At 65.9% G+C, this 15,217-nt stretch carries 20 protein-coding genes, 3 tRNA genes and 1 pseudogene; 9 read left to right on the forward strand and 15 right to left on the reverse strand.

Annotated elements, in window-relative coordinates; genetic code table 11:
* The first annotated feature begins 33 nt into the window (after positions 1-33).
* The 6 genes and pseudogenes from MHEC_RS20030 to MHEC_RS20055 all read left to right on the forward strand — a co-directional run.
* The gene (locus MHEC_RS20030) at positions 34-639 is read left to right on the forward strand and encodes a DinB family protein (protein WP_048890301.1); all 606 of its coding nucleotides are present in this window, start codon (positions 34-36) and stop codon (positions 637-639) included.
* 142 nt (positions 640-781) lie between these two features.
* Positions 782-2,143, forward strand: a complete 1,362-nt coding sequence (locus MHEC_RS20035; RefSeq protein WP_048890302.1) for an ABC1 kinase family protein — start codon at positions 782-784, stop codon at positions 2,141-2,143.
* Positions 2,133-3,080, forward strand: coding sequence for an alpha/beta fold hydrolase (locus MHEC_RS20040; protein WP_048890374.1), 948 nt, complete (start codon positions 2,133-2,135; stop codon positions 3,078-3,080). The genes MHEC_RS20035 and MHEC_RS20040 overlap by 11 nt, the downstream gene beginning before the upstream one ends.
* A 98-nt stretch (positions 3,081-3,178) precedes the next feature.
* Positions 3,179-4,042 (forward strand): cyclopropane mycolic acid synthase MmaA2, encoded by an 864-nt coding sequence (mmaA2, locus tag MHEC_RS20045; protein ID WP_048890375.1) that lies wholly within the window; start codon positions 3,179-3,181, stop codon positions 4,040-4,042.
* 119 nt (positions 4,043-4,161) lie between these two features.
* Positions 4,162-5,058: a cyclopropane mycolic acid synthase family methyltransferase gene (locus tag MHEC_RS20050; RefSeq protein WP_048890376.1), complete on the forward strand. Its 897-nt coding sequence runs from the start codon at positions 4,162-4,164 to the stop codon at positions 5,056-5,058.
* Between the two features lie 74 nt (positions 5,059-5,132).
* Positions 5,133-5,267 (forward strand): annotated as a pseudogene (locus tag MHEC_RS20055) (tetratricopeptide repeat protein); the annotation flags it as partial.
* A gap of 20 nt (positions 5,268-5,287) precedes the next feature.
* Here the strand turns inward: MHEC_RS20055 and rplA are convergent.
* From rplA to MHEC_RS20115, 12 genes are all read right to left on the reverse strand, one after another.
* On the reverse strand, positions 5,288-5,995 hold the full coding sequence (rplA, locus tag MHEC_RS20060; protein WP_048890303.1) for a 50S ribosomal protein L1: 708 nt from the start codon (positions 5,993-5,995) through the stop codon (positions 5,288-5,290).
* Between the two features lie 88 nt (positions 5,996-6,083).
* Positions 6,084-6,512, reverse strand: a complete 429-nt coding sequence (rplK, locus tag MHEC_RS20065; protein WP_048890304.1) for a 50S ribosomal protein L11 — start codon at positions 6,510-6,512, stop codon at positions 6,084-6,086.
* 37 nt (positions 6,513-6,549) lie between these two features.
* Positions 6,550-7,317 (reverse strand): transcription termination/antitermination protein NusG, encoded by a 768-nt coding sequence (nusG, locus tag MHEC_RS20070; protein WP_048890305.1) that lies wholly within the window; start codon positions 7,315-7,317, stop codon positions 6,550-6,552.
* A 32-nt stretch (positions 7,318-7,349) separates the two neighbouring features.
* Positions 7,350-7,736, reverse strand: coding sequence for a preprotein translocase subunit SecE (secE, locus tag MHEC_RS20075; protein WP_048890306.1), 387 nt, complete (start codon positions 7,734-7,736; stop codon positions 7,350-7,352).
* 132 nt (positions 7,737-7,868) lie between these two features.
* Positions 7,869-7,941, reverse strand: a tRNA-Trp gene (locus MHEC_RS20080).
* Positions 7,942-8,110: 169 nt separating this feature from the next.
* Positions 8,111-8,614, reverse strand: a complete 504-nt coding sequence (gene hadC / locus MHEC_RS20085) for a (3R)-hydroxyacyl-ACP dehydratase subunit HadC (protein WP_048890307.1) — start codon at positions 8,612-8,614, stop codon at positions 8,111-8,113.
* Positions 8,615-8,616: 2 nt separating this feature from the next.
* Entirely contained in the window at positions 8,617-9,045 is a 429-nt protein-coding gene (hadB, locus tag MHEC_RS20090) for a (3R)-hydroxyacyl-ACP dehydratase subunit HadB (RefSeq protein WP_048890308.1), read from the reverse strand.
* Positions 9,032-9,484, reverse strand: a complete 453-nt coding sequence (gene hadA, locus MHEC_RS20095; protein ID WP_275999288.1) for a (3R)-hydroxyacyl-ACP dehydratase subunit HadA — start codon at positions 9,482-9,484, stop codon at positions 9,032-9,034. Before hadA ends, hadB begins: the two co-directional genes overlap by 14 nt.
* Positions 9,485-9,560: 76 nt before the next feature.
* Positions 9,561-9,728: a 50S ribosomal protein L33 gene (gene rpmG, locus MHEC_RS20100; protein ID WP_048890310.1), complete on the reverse strand. Its 168-nt coding sequence runs from the start codon at positions 9,726-9,728 to the stop codon at positions 9,561-9,563.
* Positions 9,729-9,762: 34 nt separating this feature from the next.
* Positions 9,763-9,836: transfer RNA gene (locus MHEC_RS20105), tRNA-Met, on the reverse strand.
* Positions 9,837-9,872: 36 nt separating this feature from the next.
* A tRNA-Thr gene (locus MHEC_RS20110) sits at positions 9,873-9,945 on the reverse strand.
* A gap of 122 nt (positions 9,946-10,067) precedes the next feature.
* Entirely contained in the window at positions 10,068-10,277 is a 210-nt protein-coding gene (locus MHEC_RS20115) for a type II toxin-antitoxin system VapB family antitoxin (protein WP_071700551.1), read from the reverse strand.
* Between the two features lie 164 nt (positions 10,278-10,441).
* On the opposite strand from MHEC_RS20115, the gene MHEC_RS20120 reads away from it, so the two are divergent.
* From MHEC_RS20120 to MHEC_RS20130, 3 genes are all read left to right on the forward strand, one after another.
* The gene (locus MHEC_RS20120; RefSeq protein ID WP_235434748.1) at positions 10,442-11,092 is read left to right on the forward strand and encodes an MBL fold metallo-hydrolase; all 651 of its coding nucleotides are present in this window, start codon (positions 10,442-10,444) and stop codon (positions 11,090-11,092) included.
* Between the two features lie 81 nt (positions 11,093-11,173).
* Entirely contained in the window at positions 11,174-12,016 is an 843-nt protein-coding gene (locus tag MHEC_RS20125) for a hypothetical protein (protein WP_048890313.1), read from the forward strand.
* Between the two features lie 4 nt (positions 12,017-12,020).
* Positions 12,021-12,716, forward strand: a complete 696-nt coding sequence (locus tag MHEC_RS20130) for a crotonase/enoyl-CoA hydratase family protein (protein WP_048890314.1) — start codon at positions 12,021-12,023, stop codon at positions 12,714-12,716.
* A gap of 43 nt (positions 12,717-12,759) precedes the next feature.
* Here MHEC_RS20130 and MHEC_RS20135 read toward each other — a convergent pair whose 3' ends face one another.
* The 3 genes from MHEC_RS20135 to MHEC_RS20145 form a co-directional block, all read right to left on the reverse strand.
* The gene (locus MHEC_RS20135; protein ID WP_048890315.1) at positions 12,760-13,797 is read right to left on the reverse strand and encodes a patatin-like phospholipase family protein; all 1,038 of its coding nucleotides are present in this window, start codon (positions 13,795-13,797) and stop codon (positions 12,760-12,762) included.
* Between the two features lie 94 nt (positions 13,798-13,891).
* Positions 13,892-14,347, reverse strand: a complete 456-nt coding sequence (cynS, locus tag MHEC_RS20140) for a cyanase (RefSeq protein WP_048890316.1) — start codon at positions 14,345-14,347, stop codon at positions 13,892-13,894.
* A 28-nt stretch (positions 14,348-14,375) separates the two neighbouring features.
* Complete coding sequence (locus tag MHEC_RS20145; protein WP_048890317.1) at positions 14,376-15,128, reverse strand: class I SAM-dependent methyltransferase; 753 nt, start codon at positions 15,126-15,128, stop codon at positions 14,376-14,378.
* Positions 15,129-15,217 lie beyond the last annotated feature (89 nt).

Here is a 15,217-nt window from a genome sequence, read left to right on the forward strand (position 1 = left end):
GCCCGCCGGCTGGGCATTACTGTCTAGCCCAGCATGCCCGCCCTCGCCCCGCCCGTCGCCGACGAACGCGACGCCCTGCACCAGTACCTGGCCTATCACCAGAGCGCCTTCCTGGCGGTGTCCTACGGCCTCACCGACGAGCAGGCCCGCTCGACGCCGACGGTCAGCGCGTTGTCCATCGGTGGGCTGATCAAACACGCCACCGGTGTGCAGCGGCATTGGATGGCGCGGGTCGCCGCGGCCCCCGATGCCCCGCCCGCCGACAGCCTGCCGTTCGCCGAGGCCGCCAAGAACTACCAAGGCGAGTACGTGATGGCCCCAAACGACACCCTGACGGGGCTGTGCGACGCCCTGGTCGCACAAAACGCCGAATCGCTGCGGCTGGTCGATACGTGCGATCTCGACGCCGCGGTGCCGGTGCCCCGCAACGTGCCCTGGTTTCCCAACGACGTCGACGCCTGGTCGGTGCGGTGGGTGATCCTGCACGTGATCGGGGAGCTGGCCCGCCACGCCGGCCACGCCGACATCATCCGCGAAAGCATCGACGGCGCAACGATGTACGAGCTGATCGCCGCGCGGGAGAAGTGGCCGCCGCGGCCGTGGGTCACACCCTGGCAGCCGGGAGCCAAAGCACGCTGAGCCCACCGCGAGCGGGCGTGTTTCGGTCCCCGGCACGCCGGTGCAGCCGTGCGGTTGCGCCCGCTCGTGACGGCGGGTCGCCGACGTGAGCGGGCTCACGTCGATTGGGAGTTGACAGCAACCCTTTGGCACACTTGCTCAAATGAGCTCCACCAAACACCGCGAGGTAGCCAAGCTTGATCGGGTGCCCTTGCCGGTCGAGGCGGCCCGCATCGGTGCGACGGGGTGGCAGATCACCCGTACCGCCGCCCGCGTCATCCCCAAACTGGCGGGCCGTGGCGGCTGGCAGCAGAAGGTCATCAAGCAGATGCCCAAGACCTTCGCCGACCTGGGCCCCACCTACGTCAAGTTCGGGCAGATCATCGCGTCGAGCCCGGGCGCGTTCGGGGAGGCGCTTTCCCGCGAATTCCGCAGCCTGCTCGACGCGGTCCCGCCCGCCAAGCCGGCCGAAGTGCACAAGCTCTTCGTCGAGGATCTGGGCGCCGAGCCGGCGGAGCTGTTCGCCGAGTTCGACGAGCAGCCGTTCGCCTCGGCCTCCATCGCCCAGGTGCACTACGCGAAGTTGCGCACCGGCGAAGACGTCGTCGTCAAGATCCAGCGGCCGGGCATCCGCCGCCGGGTGGCCGCCGACCTGCAGATCCTGAAACGCTTCGCGCAGCTCGTCGAGCTGGCCAAGTTGGGCCGTCGGCTCTCCGCACAAGACATCGTCGCCGATTTCGCCGACAACCTGGCCGAAGAGCTCGACTTCCGCCTGGAGGGGCAGTCGATGGAAGCGTGGGTGGCGCACCTGCACGCCTCGCCGCTGGGCCGCAACATCCGGGTGCCGACCGTGTACTGGAACTACACCACCGAACGGGTGCTGACCATGGAGCGGGTGGAGGGCATCCGCATCGATGATGCGGCGGCCCTCCGCAAGGCCGGGTTCGACGGCACGGAGCTGGTCAAGGCGCTGCTGTTCAGCCTGTTCGAGGGCGGGCTGCGGCACGGGCTGTTCCACGGGGACCTGCACGCCGGCAACCTCTACGTCGACGAGCAGGGCCGCATCGTGTTCTTCGACTTCGGGATCATGGGCCGTATCGAGCCGCGCACCCGCTGGCTGCTGCGCGAGCTGGTCTACGCGCTGCTGGTCAAAAAAGACCACGCCGCCGCCGGCAAGATCGTGGTACTGATGGGCGCGGTGGGCACCACCAAACCCGAAAAGCAAGCCGCCAAGGATCTGGAGGCATTTGCCACCCCGTTGACGATGAAGTCGCTGGGCGAGATGTCCTATGCCGCCATCGGCCGGCAGCTTTCGGCGCTGGCCGACGCCTACGACGTCAAGCTCCCCCGCGAACTGGTATTAATCGGAAAGCAATTCCTCTACGTCGAGCGGTACATGAAGCTGCTGGCCCCCAAGTGGCAGATGATGTCGGACCCGCAGCTGACCGGTTACTTCGCCAACTTTATGGTCGAGGTCAGCCGCGAATACGACCCCGACAGTGCCGGTGTCGCGCATGGCGGATGAACCGCTGACCGACGCGGCGCACGTTCCGGTGAGGTCGGGCACGGCCCGCTCCGGCGAGCTGGACATCTACTACGAGGACATGGGCCACCCCGACGACCCGGCGGTGCTGCTGATCATGGGGCTGGGCGCGCAGCTGTTGCTGTGGCGCAAGGCGTTCTGCGAAAAGCTGGTCGCCGAGGGGCTGCGGGTTATCCGCTACGACAACCGCGACGTCGGGCTGTCCAGCAAGTTCGATCGGCGCAAAGTCGCTGGATCGCGGATCGTCAACATGATCAAGTTCTGGCTGGGCCTGCCCGCCGAATCGGTGTACACGCTCGAGGACATGGCCGACGATGCCACCGCGGTCCTCGACCACCTCGGCATCGGGCACGCCCACGTCGTCGGCGCGTCGATGGGCGGGATGATCGCGCAGATCTTCGCGGCTCGCTTCCCTGAGCGGACGCGCTCGCTGGCGGTGATCTTCTCCAGCAACAACCGGCGCTTCCTGCCGCCGCCGGCGCCGCGAGCCTTGATGGCGGTGCTCAAAGCGCCACCACCGAGCTCGCCGCGCGACGTGATCGTCGACAACGCGGTGCGGGTCGCCCGCATCATCGGCAGCCCCGCTTACCCCGCTCCGGAGGAACGCATCCGCGCGGAGGCGATCGAGGGCTACGAGCGCAGCTTTTACCCGTGGGGCATACCGCGGCATTTCGGGGCGGTGCTGGCCAGCGGCAGCCTGGTCGGCTACGACCGGCGAATCACCGCGCCGACCGTGGTCCTGCACGGTCTGGCGGACAAACTGATGCGGCCCTCGGGCGGGCGTGCCGTCGCACGGGCCATCACCGGGGCCCGTTTGGTGCTGTTCGAGGGCATGGGACACGAGCTGCCCGAACAGCTGTGGGATCGGGTGATCAGCGAGCTCAAAGCCAATTTCGCCAGGGCCGCCGGGGTCGGTTAGCATGCCTCGAGCACGCAATGGGGCAGTTCACGCTGCATCCGCGCAGGCCCGGCCAAACCGGTGAACGCCGCCGAATCTCAGAAAGGCGCACCACTGTCATGGCAGAAAAGCTGACGCCGCACTTCGAGGACGTGCAGGCGCACTACGACTTGTCCGACGACTTTTTCGCCCTCTTTCTCGACCCGACCCGCACCTACAGCTGTGCGTATTTCGAGCGTGACGACATGACGCTCGAGCAAGCGCAGATCGCCAAGATTGATCTGGCGCTGGGCAAGCTGGGTCTGCGCCCGGGTATGACGCTGCTGGACGTCGGCTGCGGCTGGGGCGCCACCATGCGCCGGGCGATCGAGAAGTATGACGTCAACGTCGTCGGCTTGACGTTGAGCAAGAACCAGGCCGCCTACGTGCAGAAGATGTTCGACGACATGGATACTCCCCGTTCGCGGCGGGTGCTGCTGCAGGGCTGGGAGCAGTTCGACGAGCCCGTCGACCGGATCGTGTCGATCGGGGCGTTCGAGCATTTCGGCCACGACCGCTACGACGACTTCTTCACGATGGCCCACGACGTGCTGCCCGATGACGGGGTGATGCTGCTGCACACCATCACCGGGCTGACCGGGCCGCAGTGCATCGAGCGTGGCATCCCGCTGACCTTCGAGATGGCCCGCTTCATCAAGTTCATCGTCACCGAGATCTTCCCGGGCGGCCGGCTGCCGTCGATCGAAATGGTCGAGGAGCACTCTGCCAGAGCAGGTTTCACGCTGACCCGCAGGCAGTCGCTGCAGCCGCACTACGTGAAGACCCTCGAACACTGGGCGGCCGCCCTTCAGTCCCACAAAAGCGAGGCCATCGCGATCCAGTCCGAAGAGGTCTACGAACGCTACATGAAGTACCTGACCGGGTGCGCCAAGGGGTTCCGGACCGGCTACATCGACGTCAACCAATTCACGCTGGAAAAGTAGGTTGCGGATGCGAGCAACTTCGTGGCGGCAACGCCGACGTCAGGTATGGTTGCTCGTCACCGCCCGACAGTTCGTGCGTGCGTCAGCCCTTCAATACCGACCAGGAGACCAAGACCACCATGTCTGACCAACCGACTGGCACCACGAAGACCCGGACGCGCCCTGAAGACATTCAAGCCCACTACGACCTGTCCGACGACTTCTTCGGTCTGTTCCAGGATCCCACCCGGACCTACAGCTGCGCGTACTTCGAGCGCGACGACATGACACTGGAAGAGGCTCAGATCGCCAAGATCGACCTGAACCTCGACAAGCTGGACCTCAAGCCCGGCATGACCCTGCTGGACGTCGGCTGCGGCTGGGGCACCACGATGAAGCGGGCGATCGAGAAGTACGACGTCAATGTCATCGGGCTGACGCTGTCGAAGAACCAGCGCGACCGCTCCCTGCGGGTGCTGGACGGGGTCGACACCAACCGCTCACATCGGGTGCTGCTGCAGGGCTGGGAGGACTTCCACGAGCCCGTCGACCGGATCGTGTCCATCGAGGCCTTCGAGCACTTCGGCCACGAAAACTACGTCCCGTACTTCAAGAACTGTTACGCGATCATGCCCGACGACGGGCGGATGACGGTGCAAAGCAGCGTCAGCTACCACCCGCACGACCCGAGGATGCGCGGCAAGAGGGTCAACTTCCAGACCGCACGGTTCATCAAGTTCATCGTCACCGAGATCTTCCCCGGCGGTCGGCTGCCGACCACCGAGATGATGGTCGAGCGCGGCCAGGAAGCGGGTTTCATTGTGCCCGAACCACTTTCACTGCGGCCGCATTACGTCAAGACGCTGACGATCTGGGGTGATTCGCTGGAGGCGAACCGGGAGAAGGCCATCGAGGTCGCCTCCGAAGAGGTCTACAACCGGTACATGAAGTACCTGCGCGGCTGCCGCGACTACTTCGCCGACGAGATGCTGGACTGCAGCTTGGTCACCTACCTCAAACCGGGCGCGGCTCGATAGCGCCCGGAAACGCAAAGCCCGCTTTTCCGTGCCGACGCGGGCGGTTGTCGGATTCGCCGCGCGTCGTGCCGTCGATCCGCGCCGACCTGTTGCGCCGCGCCGGCCGGCCCGACGAAGCGCTTGTCTGGTATCGAAAGGCGTTGCAGATCAACGGTTCTGATCCCAGCCGCGATTTCCTGGGCCGCCGCATCGCCGAAGGCGGCGGCTAGCGGCCGCCGGCGGCGGGCAGCTACACCTCGGCGAAGTTGCGCGTGATCGTCGGGTCGACCGGAATGCCCGGGCCGGTGGTCGTCGACATGGTGACCTTCTTCAGATACCGGCCCTTCGACGTCGACGGCTTGAGCCGCAACACCTCGTCGATTGCGGCGCCGTAGTTCTCCGCCAGTCGCTTCTCGTCGAACGAGGCCTTGCCGATGACAAGGTGCAGATTGGCCTGCTTGTCCACCCGGAAGTTGATCTTGCCGCCCTTGATGTCGGCCACCGCCTTAGCCACGTCGGTGGTGACGGTACCGGTCTTGGGGTTGGGCATCAGGCCGCGCGGCCCGAGAATCCGGGCGATGCGCCCGACCTTGGCCATCTGGTCGGGCGTGGCGATCGCGGCGTCGAAGTCCAAGAAGCCGCCCTGGATCTTCTCGATCAGGTCATCGCTGCCGACCACGTCCGCGCCGGCGGACTCGGCCTCAGCGGCCTTCTCCCCTGCCGCGAACACCGCGACCCTTACCGTCTTGCCGGTGCCGTGCGGCAGGTTGACGGTGCCGCGGACCATCTGGTCGGCCTTGCGCGGGTCGACACCGAGCCGGATCGCCACCTCGACGGTCGCGTCCTGATTCTTCGACGAAGTCTCCTTGGCCAACTTGGCCGCTTCCAGCGGGGAGTACACCCGAGTGCGGTCGACCTTCTCGGCGGCGGCGCGATATGCCTTGCTTTTCTTGCTCATTGAATACCCATCCAATCAACGGTTGTGGTTGCGATGCGGGCCGCAGCTGGCCCTCCCACGTCTGTTCGTGGCCGCGGCCGGCCCAGCGCTACTCGACCGTGATGCCCATCGAGCGTGCGGTGCCGGCGATGATCCTGGCGGCGGCGTCGATGTCGTGGGCGTTGAGGTCGGCCTTCTTGGCTTCGGCGATTTCGCGGACCTGATCCCAACTGACCTTGGCCACCTTGTCCCGGTGCGGCTCGGCCGAGCCCTTCTGCACGCCCGCAGCCTTGAGCAGCAGCTTGGCGGCCGGCGGTGTCTTGAGCGCAAACGTGAAGCTGCGATCTTCGTAGACGGTGATCTCCACCGGGATCACGTTGCCGCGCTGGTTTTCCGTTGCGGCGTTGTAGGCCTTGCAGAACTCCATGATGTTGACGCCGTGCTGGCCGAGCGCGGGGCCGACCGGCGGCGCAGGGTTGGCCTGTCCCGCCTCGATCTGCAGCTTGATCAGCCCGGCGACCTTCTTCTTCGGGGCCATGTGTTCCTTTCTGGGCTCGTTGCCGGCTATCCGGCGGCTAGATCTTGGAGACCTGGCTAAAGGTCAATTCCACCGGTGTCTCGCGGCCGAAGATGGACACCAGCACCTTGAGTTTCTGTTGTTCGGCGTTGACCTCGCTGATCGTGGCCGGCAGCGTGGCGAACGGCCCGTCCATGACGGTGACCGACTCGCCGACCTCGTAGTCGACCTCGACCGGGGCCCGCTCCAGCCCGCCCTCGGCAGGAGCAGCGGCCACCCCCGCGCCTTTGGCCGGCCTCTTCGCCGCGCCCTGCGGCAGCAGGAATTTCACGACGTCGTCGAGCGACAGCGGAGACGGCCGGGAAGTCGCGCCGACGAACCCGGTGACCCCCGGGGTGTTGCGCACCGCGGACCAGGAGTCGTCGGTCAGTTCCATGCGCACCAGGATGTAGCCCGGCAATACCTTGCGGTTGACCTGCTTGCGCTGGCCGTTCTTGATCTCGGTGACTTCCTCGGTGGGTACCTCGACCTGGAAGATGTAATCGCCGACGTCGAGGTTTTGTACGCGAGTCTCGAGGTTGGCTTTCACCTTGTTCTCGTAGCCCGCGTAGGAGTGAATGACGTACCACTTCCCGGGTTTGCCGCGCAGCTCTTGCTTGAGCGCTTCGGCCGGGTCGAGTTCCTCGGCCGGCTCGCCAGGAGCCGGCTCGCCAGGAGCCGGCTCGGCTGCACCGGCGTCGTCAGCAACCGCGTCGGGGTTAGCCTCTGCCGCCTCCGCTAGGTCGACCGTCTCACCCGAAGGCATGTCGCCGTCGAAGGTAGTCACGGTTGTTCGTCCTCTCTATAACTTCGTGCGCCCTAGCCGAACACCAGCAGCACCAGCTTGGCCAGGCCGAAATCCGCCAGCCCGATCAGCGCCACCATGAACGCCAAAAACACCAGCACCACCGAGGTATAGGTCATCATCTGCTTGCGGTTGGGCCAGATCACCTTGCGCAGCTCGGCAGCGACCTGCTTGAGGTAGTCGTAGACGAACGCGAACGGGTTGCGGGACGGGCCGGACACCTTCGTGGCGGTCTTGACCTTGGTGTCCGCGCCGTTTTTGGCGAGGTCCACCGCCGTGTCGGCGCGCAGCCGCGACCGCTTGCCGGTGGGCCGCTGCGGCCGCGTCACCACCGCTGTCCGGCCGCCGCGCCGCCCCTCGATGTCGGTGCCGGCGTCCGCACCGACGCGCTCGTCGCTCACCGCGTGCTCCTTCGTTCGCCTCGTCTGTGCTGCCTGTGGCCACCCTCCAGTGTCCACCATGGCACGGTTCCTTTGTCCGGTTCCCCCGGGGCCGTCTGAGCCCGGGTCGTCACCGCACGCCTTGCCCGTCAGCAGGGGCGACAGGACTTGAACCTGCAACCTGCGGTTTTGGAGACCGCTGCTCTGCCAGTTGAGCTACGCCCCTTCGAGGTTGGCCGGCCAACCTGCGTTGCTGCGGGGCCAGCATCGCTTCGCTTAAGCATCGTCGTCGGCGCGCATAACGCGCGCGCTACCCGTCAGGTAACCGGACAGCGCGCTGGTGATGGGCAAACCCCGAGGCCCGAGTGTACATCGGAGCAGGTCTTAGTGACCAATCACGCGATCCGGATGACCTGCCCGGATTCCCTGTCCCACTTGATCATGGTGGAGCCCGCGCCCTGCTGACCCATCAACGTGGTGTAGGCCTCCAGCACCAGTTCGCCGGCGTCGTTGGTGCACAGGTTTCTGGTCACCACGATGTCGGCGCCGAACCGCTCATCCACCGAGTGAATGTCCATGCGGGCCCACAGCTTGTCGCCGGCCTTGATCGGCTTGTGGTAGATGAACTTCTGGTCGACCTGGACGATCTGCATGGTCTCGTAGCCGGTGTCGACGTGCTTGAAGAAGTCCTGCTGGACCAGCCGGGCGAAAATGCTGGTGAAGGTCAGCGGTGCGACGATGTTGTCGTAGCCCAGTTCGGCGGCGGCGTCCTCGTCGAAGCTGGCCGGGTCCTCACACTTGGTCGCCCGCGCGAAGTCGCGGATTTGTTCGCGGCCCACCACGAAGTAGTCCGGGTACCGCCAGATCATCCCGCGGACATCGGTTTTGATCGCCCCCATGGTTACGCCAGCCTCGCCGACGCGATAGCGCGACCGAAGATCTTCTTGCCCCCGGTGGTGGCGGTGAGCGCAATCGTCACCGACTTGGATTCCGGGTCCACCGACTTGACCCGGCCGTTGAACACGATCTCGGCGCCCTTGCCGTCGTTGGGCACCGGCACCACGGAGGTGAACCGCACGTTGTACTCGGTCACCGCGCCCGGGTCACCCACCCACGACGTGACATAGCCACCGCCGATGCCCATGGTCAGCATGCCGTGCGCGATGGCGGTGTCGAGCCCCACATGTTTGGCGATTTCGTCGTCCCAGTGGATCGGGTTCAAGTCGCCGGAGACCCCCGCGTAGAACACCAGATCCTGGCGGGTCAGCGGGTACGTCCGTTCCGGAAGCTGGTCGCCCACTTTCACCGAGCTGAACTCACGCAGCGCCATCAGAAAATCCCTCTTCTCCGTCCTCGCCGGCACGACCGGCCAGTGTCGTGTAGGTCTCCATGACCAACTCTCCGGCATCGTTGGTGCAGATGTTCTTGGTGACGATGATGTCGGTGCCGTGCGCCGTGCGCACCGAATCCACGTACACGTCGCAGTAGAGCTTGTCGCCGACTTTGATCGGCTTGAGGTACTTGAGCACCTGGTCGACCTGGACCACCTGAGCTTCGTGGATCGCGATGTTAGCGAATTCGAAAAACGCTGATTGCGCCTGGTAACCGAACACCGAGATGAAAGTCAGCGGTGCCGGCAAACCGTCATAACCTAGCTCTGCGGCGGCCTTCTCCTCGAAAAACGCCGGGTCGTCGTTCTTGACGGCGGCGGCGTATTCGCGGATCTTCTCCCGCTCGACCTCGTAGTGGTCGGGGTAGCGATAGTGCATCCCGACCAACTTGGAAGACAGCGACACGAGCCGTAACCTTACCTAGCCAGCCTGCGTAACCGCGTGTGGGCCGGGGCTACCGTGTCTCTCGATGCGGCTGGTGCTTGCCGCAATTGGGGCAGAACTTCTTCAGCTCCAGCCGGTCGGGGTCGTTGCGCCGGTTCTTTTTGGTGATGTAGTTGCGGTGCTTACACACCTCGCATGCCAAAGTGATCTTCGGTCGAATGTCGGTGCTGGAGGCCACGTCAGTTCTCTCTCACGGATCCGTTGTTGTCTTGTAGCGATGGCCGGACTCGAACCGGCGACCTAACGATTATGAGTCGTTCGCTCTAACCGACTGAGCTACATCGCCCCAGGTACGCGCCGCCAGCCTGCTCGGCGTCCGCCGAGCCCCCTAACGGAATCGAACCGTTGACCTTTTCCTTACCATGGAAACGCTCTGCCGACTGAGCTAAGGGGGCGTCACCCGAAGCGACCGAGCCGTGCCGCGGGCCTAACAGAGGGTACAGCCTGCGCCACAGCCCGACCAAACCATGAGCCGGCGCGGATCGGACTACGCCAGCCGCTCAAGCCAACCGCGCGGTCAGCCTTTCTCCCCGGCTCGATGCGGGTCGAGCGCGCTCAAACCGTACGGGTCTTCGTCTTCCAGCGAAAGGTCTTCCTCGTCTGTTCCGCGGACCAGGGTCCGCAGCGCGAGATGGACGGCTTCACGGGGGCCGTGCACGTGGTAACGGCGTATTGCCTCGTTGAGGAGCTCCTCATCGATCTGGATCTCATACTTCCGAAGCGCCATGTCCAAACGATACCCAGTTAGCCATACCGTCAACCAGTTAAGCAGGCAACGCCCGGTGCGCCCTGCTTCGACGTCCGCCCAGTCCTACTCTTAGAGGCGTGCCAGATTCGGACCGGCTGTATTTCCGCCAATTGCTTTCCGGCCGCGATTTCGCCCGCGGCGACATGTTCGCGGCGCAGATGCGCAATTTCGCCTACCTGATCGGCGACCGCCAGACCGGCGAGGCCGTGGTGGTCGACCCGGCCTACGCGGCGGGCGACCTGCTCGACGCGCTCGAGACCGACGGGATGCGCCTGTCCGGGGTACTGGTCACCCACCACCATCCCGACCACGTGGGCGGCACGATGATGGGTTTCCAGCTCAAGGGCCTAGCCGAGCTGCTGGAGCGCACCAATGTCCCGGTACACGTGAATACCCATGAGGCGCTGTGGGTTTCGCGCGTCACCGGGATCGGCATGGCTGACCTGACCGAGCATTTCCACGGCGACAAGGTCCGGGTCGGCGACGTCGAGATCGAGCTGTTGCACACTCCGGGTCACACACCGGGAAGCCAGTGCTTCCTGCTCGACGGACGGCTGGTCGCCGGCGACACGTTGTTCCTGGAAGGCTGCGGACGCACCGACTTTCCCGGCGGCGACTCCGACGAGATGTACCGCAGCCTGCAGCAGTTGGCCAAGCTGCCCGGCGACCCGACAGTGTTTCCCGGGCATTGGTATTCGGCCGAACCGAGTGCCGCGCTGTCGGAGGTCAAGCGCTCCAACTACGTCTACCGCGCCTCGAATCTGGATCAGTGGCGAATGCTGATGGGCGGCTGAAGCGCAGTATCGGCCGCTCAGCAAAGCGCGTGCGTCAGCCAACTTTCCGGTGCGTGCGGGCGCGTGTGATATAAGCGGAGGATGGATTCGACGGGATGGATCCAGAACCGCTGGCACGACGTGACCGGCGCGGGCTGGGGCACGTGGCTGGCCTGGGCGGCGTGGGTTGCGCTCGCGCTCGCGGTCATCGCGATCGTCTACACCAACCGGCAGATCCAGCGCCGCAACCGCTTGACCGCGGAGCAGATCCGGCCGCACGTCGCGATGTTCATGGAACCGCACGCCGCCGACTGGCATGTGATCGAACTGGTGGTGCGTAACTTCGGCAAGACCGCGGCCTACGACATCCGGTTTTCGTTCACCAACCCGCCGACCGTGGCCGAATACGAGAACGCCCACGACGGCTATGCAGACGTCGTCGAACTGAAGCTGCCCAGTGAACTGCCCGTGCTCGCGCCCGGTCAGGAATGGCGCATGGTGTGGGATTCGGCGCTCGACCGCGCCGAACTCGGCGAGGGCATCGAGTCGCGCTTCTTGGGCACCGTCACCTACTACGAGCGCCCCGAGCAGCCGCGCGGCTGGAAGTTTTGGCAGGGCGGGCGGCGTCCCTTCCAGACCAATGTGGTGCTGGACTGGGATGCCCTGCCGCCGGTGCAGCGCGTCGAGTTGATGACAACCCACGATTTGGCCAAGCGGGAAAAGCAAAAGCTGGAGCTGCTGCGCAGCCTGCTGACCTACTTCCACTACGCAAGCAAAGAAACCCGGCCCGACGTGTTCCGCAGCGAGATCGAGCGCATCAACCGCGCGGTGCGAGAGACCCAGGATCGCTGGCGCACGCGGCAACTCGAGGAGCCCACCGACGTCAGCTTGCGCTGGGGTGAGGCCGAGGAGGAACTGGGCAAGCACCACGACCAGCGGGTCTGACGCGATGAACAGCCCGGTCACCTACCGTCGCGACGACTCGATCGCGGTCATCCGGATGGACGACGGCAAGGTCAACGCATTGGGCCCCGCCATGCAACAGGCCCTCAACGACGCGCTCGACAACGCCGACCGCGACGATGTCGGCGCCGTGGTGATCACCGGCAACGACCGGGTGTTCAGCGGCGGGTTCGACCTGAAAATCCTGACCGGCGGGCAGGTCCAGCCGGCGCTGGCGATGCTCAAGGGTGGCTTCGAACTCGCTCACCGGCTGCTGTCGTATCCCAAGCCGGTGGTGATGGCCTGCACCGGCCACGCCATCGCCATGGGCGCGTTCCTGCTCTCCAGCGGGGATCATCGAATCGCCGCGCCCGCCTACAACATTCAGGCCAACGAGGTCGCGATCGGTATGACGATTCCGTACCCGGCGTTGGAGATCATGAAGCTTCGGTTGACGCCGTCGGCGTTTCAGCAGGCCGCCGGGCTGGCCAAAACCTTCTTCGGCGAAACCGCGATCGCGGCGGGCTGGATCGACGAGATCGTGCTGCCCGAGATGGTGCGTTCCCGCGCCGAAGAGGCCGCCCGCGAGTTCGCCACGCTGAACCAGCACGCCCACGCCGCGACCAAGTTGCGGGCGCGCGCCGAGGCGCTCAACGGCATCCGGGCCGGGATCGACGGCATGGCCGCCGAGTTGGGGCTCTAGCCGACGGCACCGGTGGTGCGCCGCGGCGACCGACCGCCCGAGATCATGCCCGCGCAACCGATGCGCGAAGCCGGCGGAACCGCTCGAGGTACTCGGCCCAATCCCACGTGGAGATAAACGCATGCGCGGCCTCATAGCCCTTGTCGAACAGCGCTTCGGCGTCCTGGCGGGAGATGCCGAAGTCGAGGAAGTTGACCTCGGTCGAGTCCACCCGAATGGTGCGGGCATCCACCCACGGCTGGTTGAGGTAGGCCTGGTCGCGGCCGACCAGGATGGTGGTGATCAGCCGCTCCAGCAGGCTCGGCGGCCCCAGCAGACGCAGCACGCCTAATGCGGGGATCACTTGGTCGTTGCCCTCGGGAAGGTTCGGCATGACGGTGATCCCGAAGGTCGGCCAGCGCGGCGGGGAGCGGTCGGGCCGGTCGAAGGAGTCGATCGGGAAGCTGGACAGCACCCCACCGTCGACCAGGGTGGATTTTCGCCCGTCGGCGCCGGTCAACGTGACCGGCCGGAAGTAAAACGGGATCGCCATCGACGCCCGTACCGCATCGGCCACCGGCTGCTCGTCGGGGTCGAGCCCGTAGACGCGCCGGTAGTCCCACGGCAGCCGCACCAGCTGACCCGTGGTCACATCGGCGACGGTGACCACGAGCCGGTAGCGCCGTTCGGGGATCAGGTAGTCGTCGTCGAAAGCCAGGTCGCCGAACGTCGTCACACCCAGGTTCTTCAGCTCGCTGCGCACCCAGTCGTGAGCGAAGTCGCCGCGGTACAGCCCGGTCTCGCGCAGCAGGCCCCAGGCCTGGCCCAGCAGGGGAATGCGCTCGAGCGGCCCGGCGTCGCGGAACTTGTGGTAGGGCAGGCCGAGTGCAAGTTCTTTGATCTCCTCGGCCGTGAGCTGATCGCCGTTGGACGCGGCCGCCAGAATCGAGCCGACCACCGATCCCGCTGACACGCCCGAAACCCGCTTGACCGAATACCCGGCATCCTTCAACGCGACCACCGCCCCGGCCAGGCCGATGCCCTTCACGCCGCCGCCGGAAAGGACAAGATCGGCCACTGTCGTGGTGCGCGCGTCGGCCATAGCTCCCTCCCTGTTGGGTGGAGCTTAGAGGTCACGGCGGCGACGCCCTAATCAGGGTGCGGGGCGGCCGTGCCGCCGATTGCCGCGCGGGCCGTCAGCGTTGAGCCGAATTCCATTCGTAGGGAAGGAATTTCCCGTCGAACGTCACGACCACCCGATCGCCCGACGGGTGCGGCTTTTTCTGCACGTCGACGCTGAAGTTGATCGCGCTCATAATGCCGTCGCCGAACTGCTCGTGGATCAGTTCCTTGATCGCCGGCCCGTAGACCTGCAGGGCCTCGTAGAAGCGGTAGATGGTCGGGTCGGTCGGCACCGCGGTGGGCAGGCCGCCGCGCATCGGCGGCGCCGCCAGCACCGGCACCACCGACTCGTCGAGGCCCAGCATCTCCACGAGCACCTTGGCGAGCTCGACCGGTATCGGGTGCTGGCCCAGCAGTGCCGAGGTGGTCCAGGCCACCGGTTTGCCGATCGCGTCGGCGAGTTCCTGCCAGGACAGGCCCTTTTCCAGGCGGGCCGCCACGATCTGCTCGGTGATCTCGTTTCGGGTCATACCACCAGAATGCAACTCGCCTGACGGCTCAGCGCGGTTTGGTGGCGGTCACCAACCGCGTCGACCCCCACGGACCGCCGTACCACATGCGCCATCCGAGGTTGCGCCGCTGCACATCGGCCCAGCCGAGTTCGCGCAATTGGCGGGCGTGCTGACGGGTTTCCCACAGGTCCGCGATGGCCAGCCGACCGCCCGGGCGCAGCACGCGAACCGCCTCGAGCAGAGCCACACGGCGACCGTCGCGCGTCGGAATGTTATGGATAGCAAGGCTACTCACAACCACGTCGAAGCTTTCGTCGTCGAACGGCAGCGCGGTCATGTCGGCGGTGCGCACCTCGACGCGGTCGGCGACGTTCTCCAGTCTCGCGTTGGTCATCGTGGCCGTCGGTGAATTGTCGGTCTGGTCGGCGCGCCACAAATCGATGCCGATGGCTTGCCCGCGGGGCAGCCGCTTCGCCGCGGCCAGCAATACCGCGCCGCGACCGCAGCCCAGATCCAGCAACGTCTCGTCGCCGCGCAGCCGCAGGTCGTCGAGGATCTCGTCCCACACCTGAAACTTGCCGATCCGGGTCGCATGCAGGTAAAGACCTGCGCTGCCGATCATCCCGAGGCCCGCGGTTCCGGCCAGGGCGGCGATCACCCGTTTGCCGCGGGCAAGGCCGATCCCGGCGCAGAGCAGCAAAGCCGCGGATCCGACGGCGATACCCGCGCCTTGCGCGGGCGCCGAAACGGTGTGGAATGCCCCGTCGATTCCGTAGTCGCCCTTTCGGTCGTGCGTCATGGCGAAGGCATCCTCTCGTCCGCGCCGCTGCCACCGACCATGCTGCCATCGGCGGTGCGGCCGACTGCGAAGCCGCCGCCGGTGTCGGC

The sequence above is a fragment of the Mycobacterium heckeshornense genome, from assembly GCF_016592155.1.
In the GTDB taxonomy this organism is placed as follows: domain Bacteria; phylum Actinomycetota; class Actinomycetes; order Mycobacteriales; family Mycobacteriaceae; genus Mycobacterium; species Mycobacterium heckeshornense.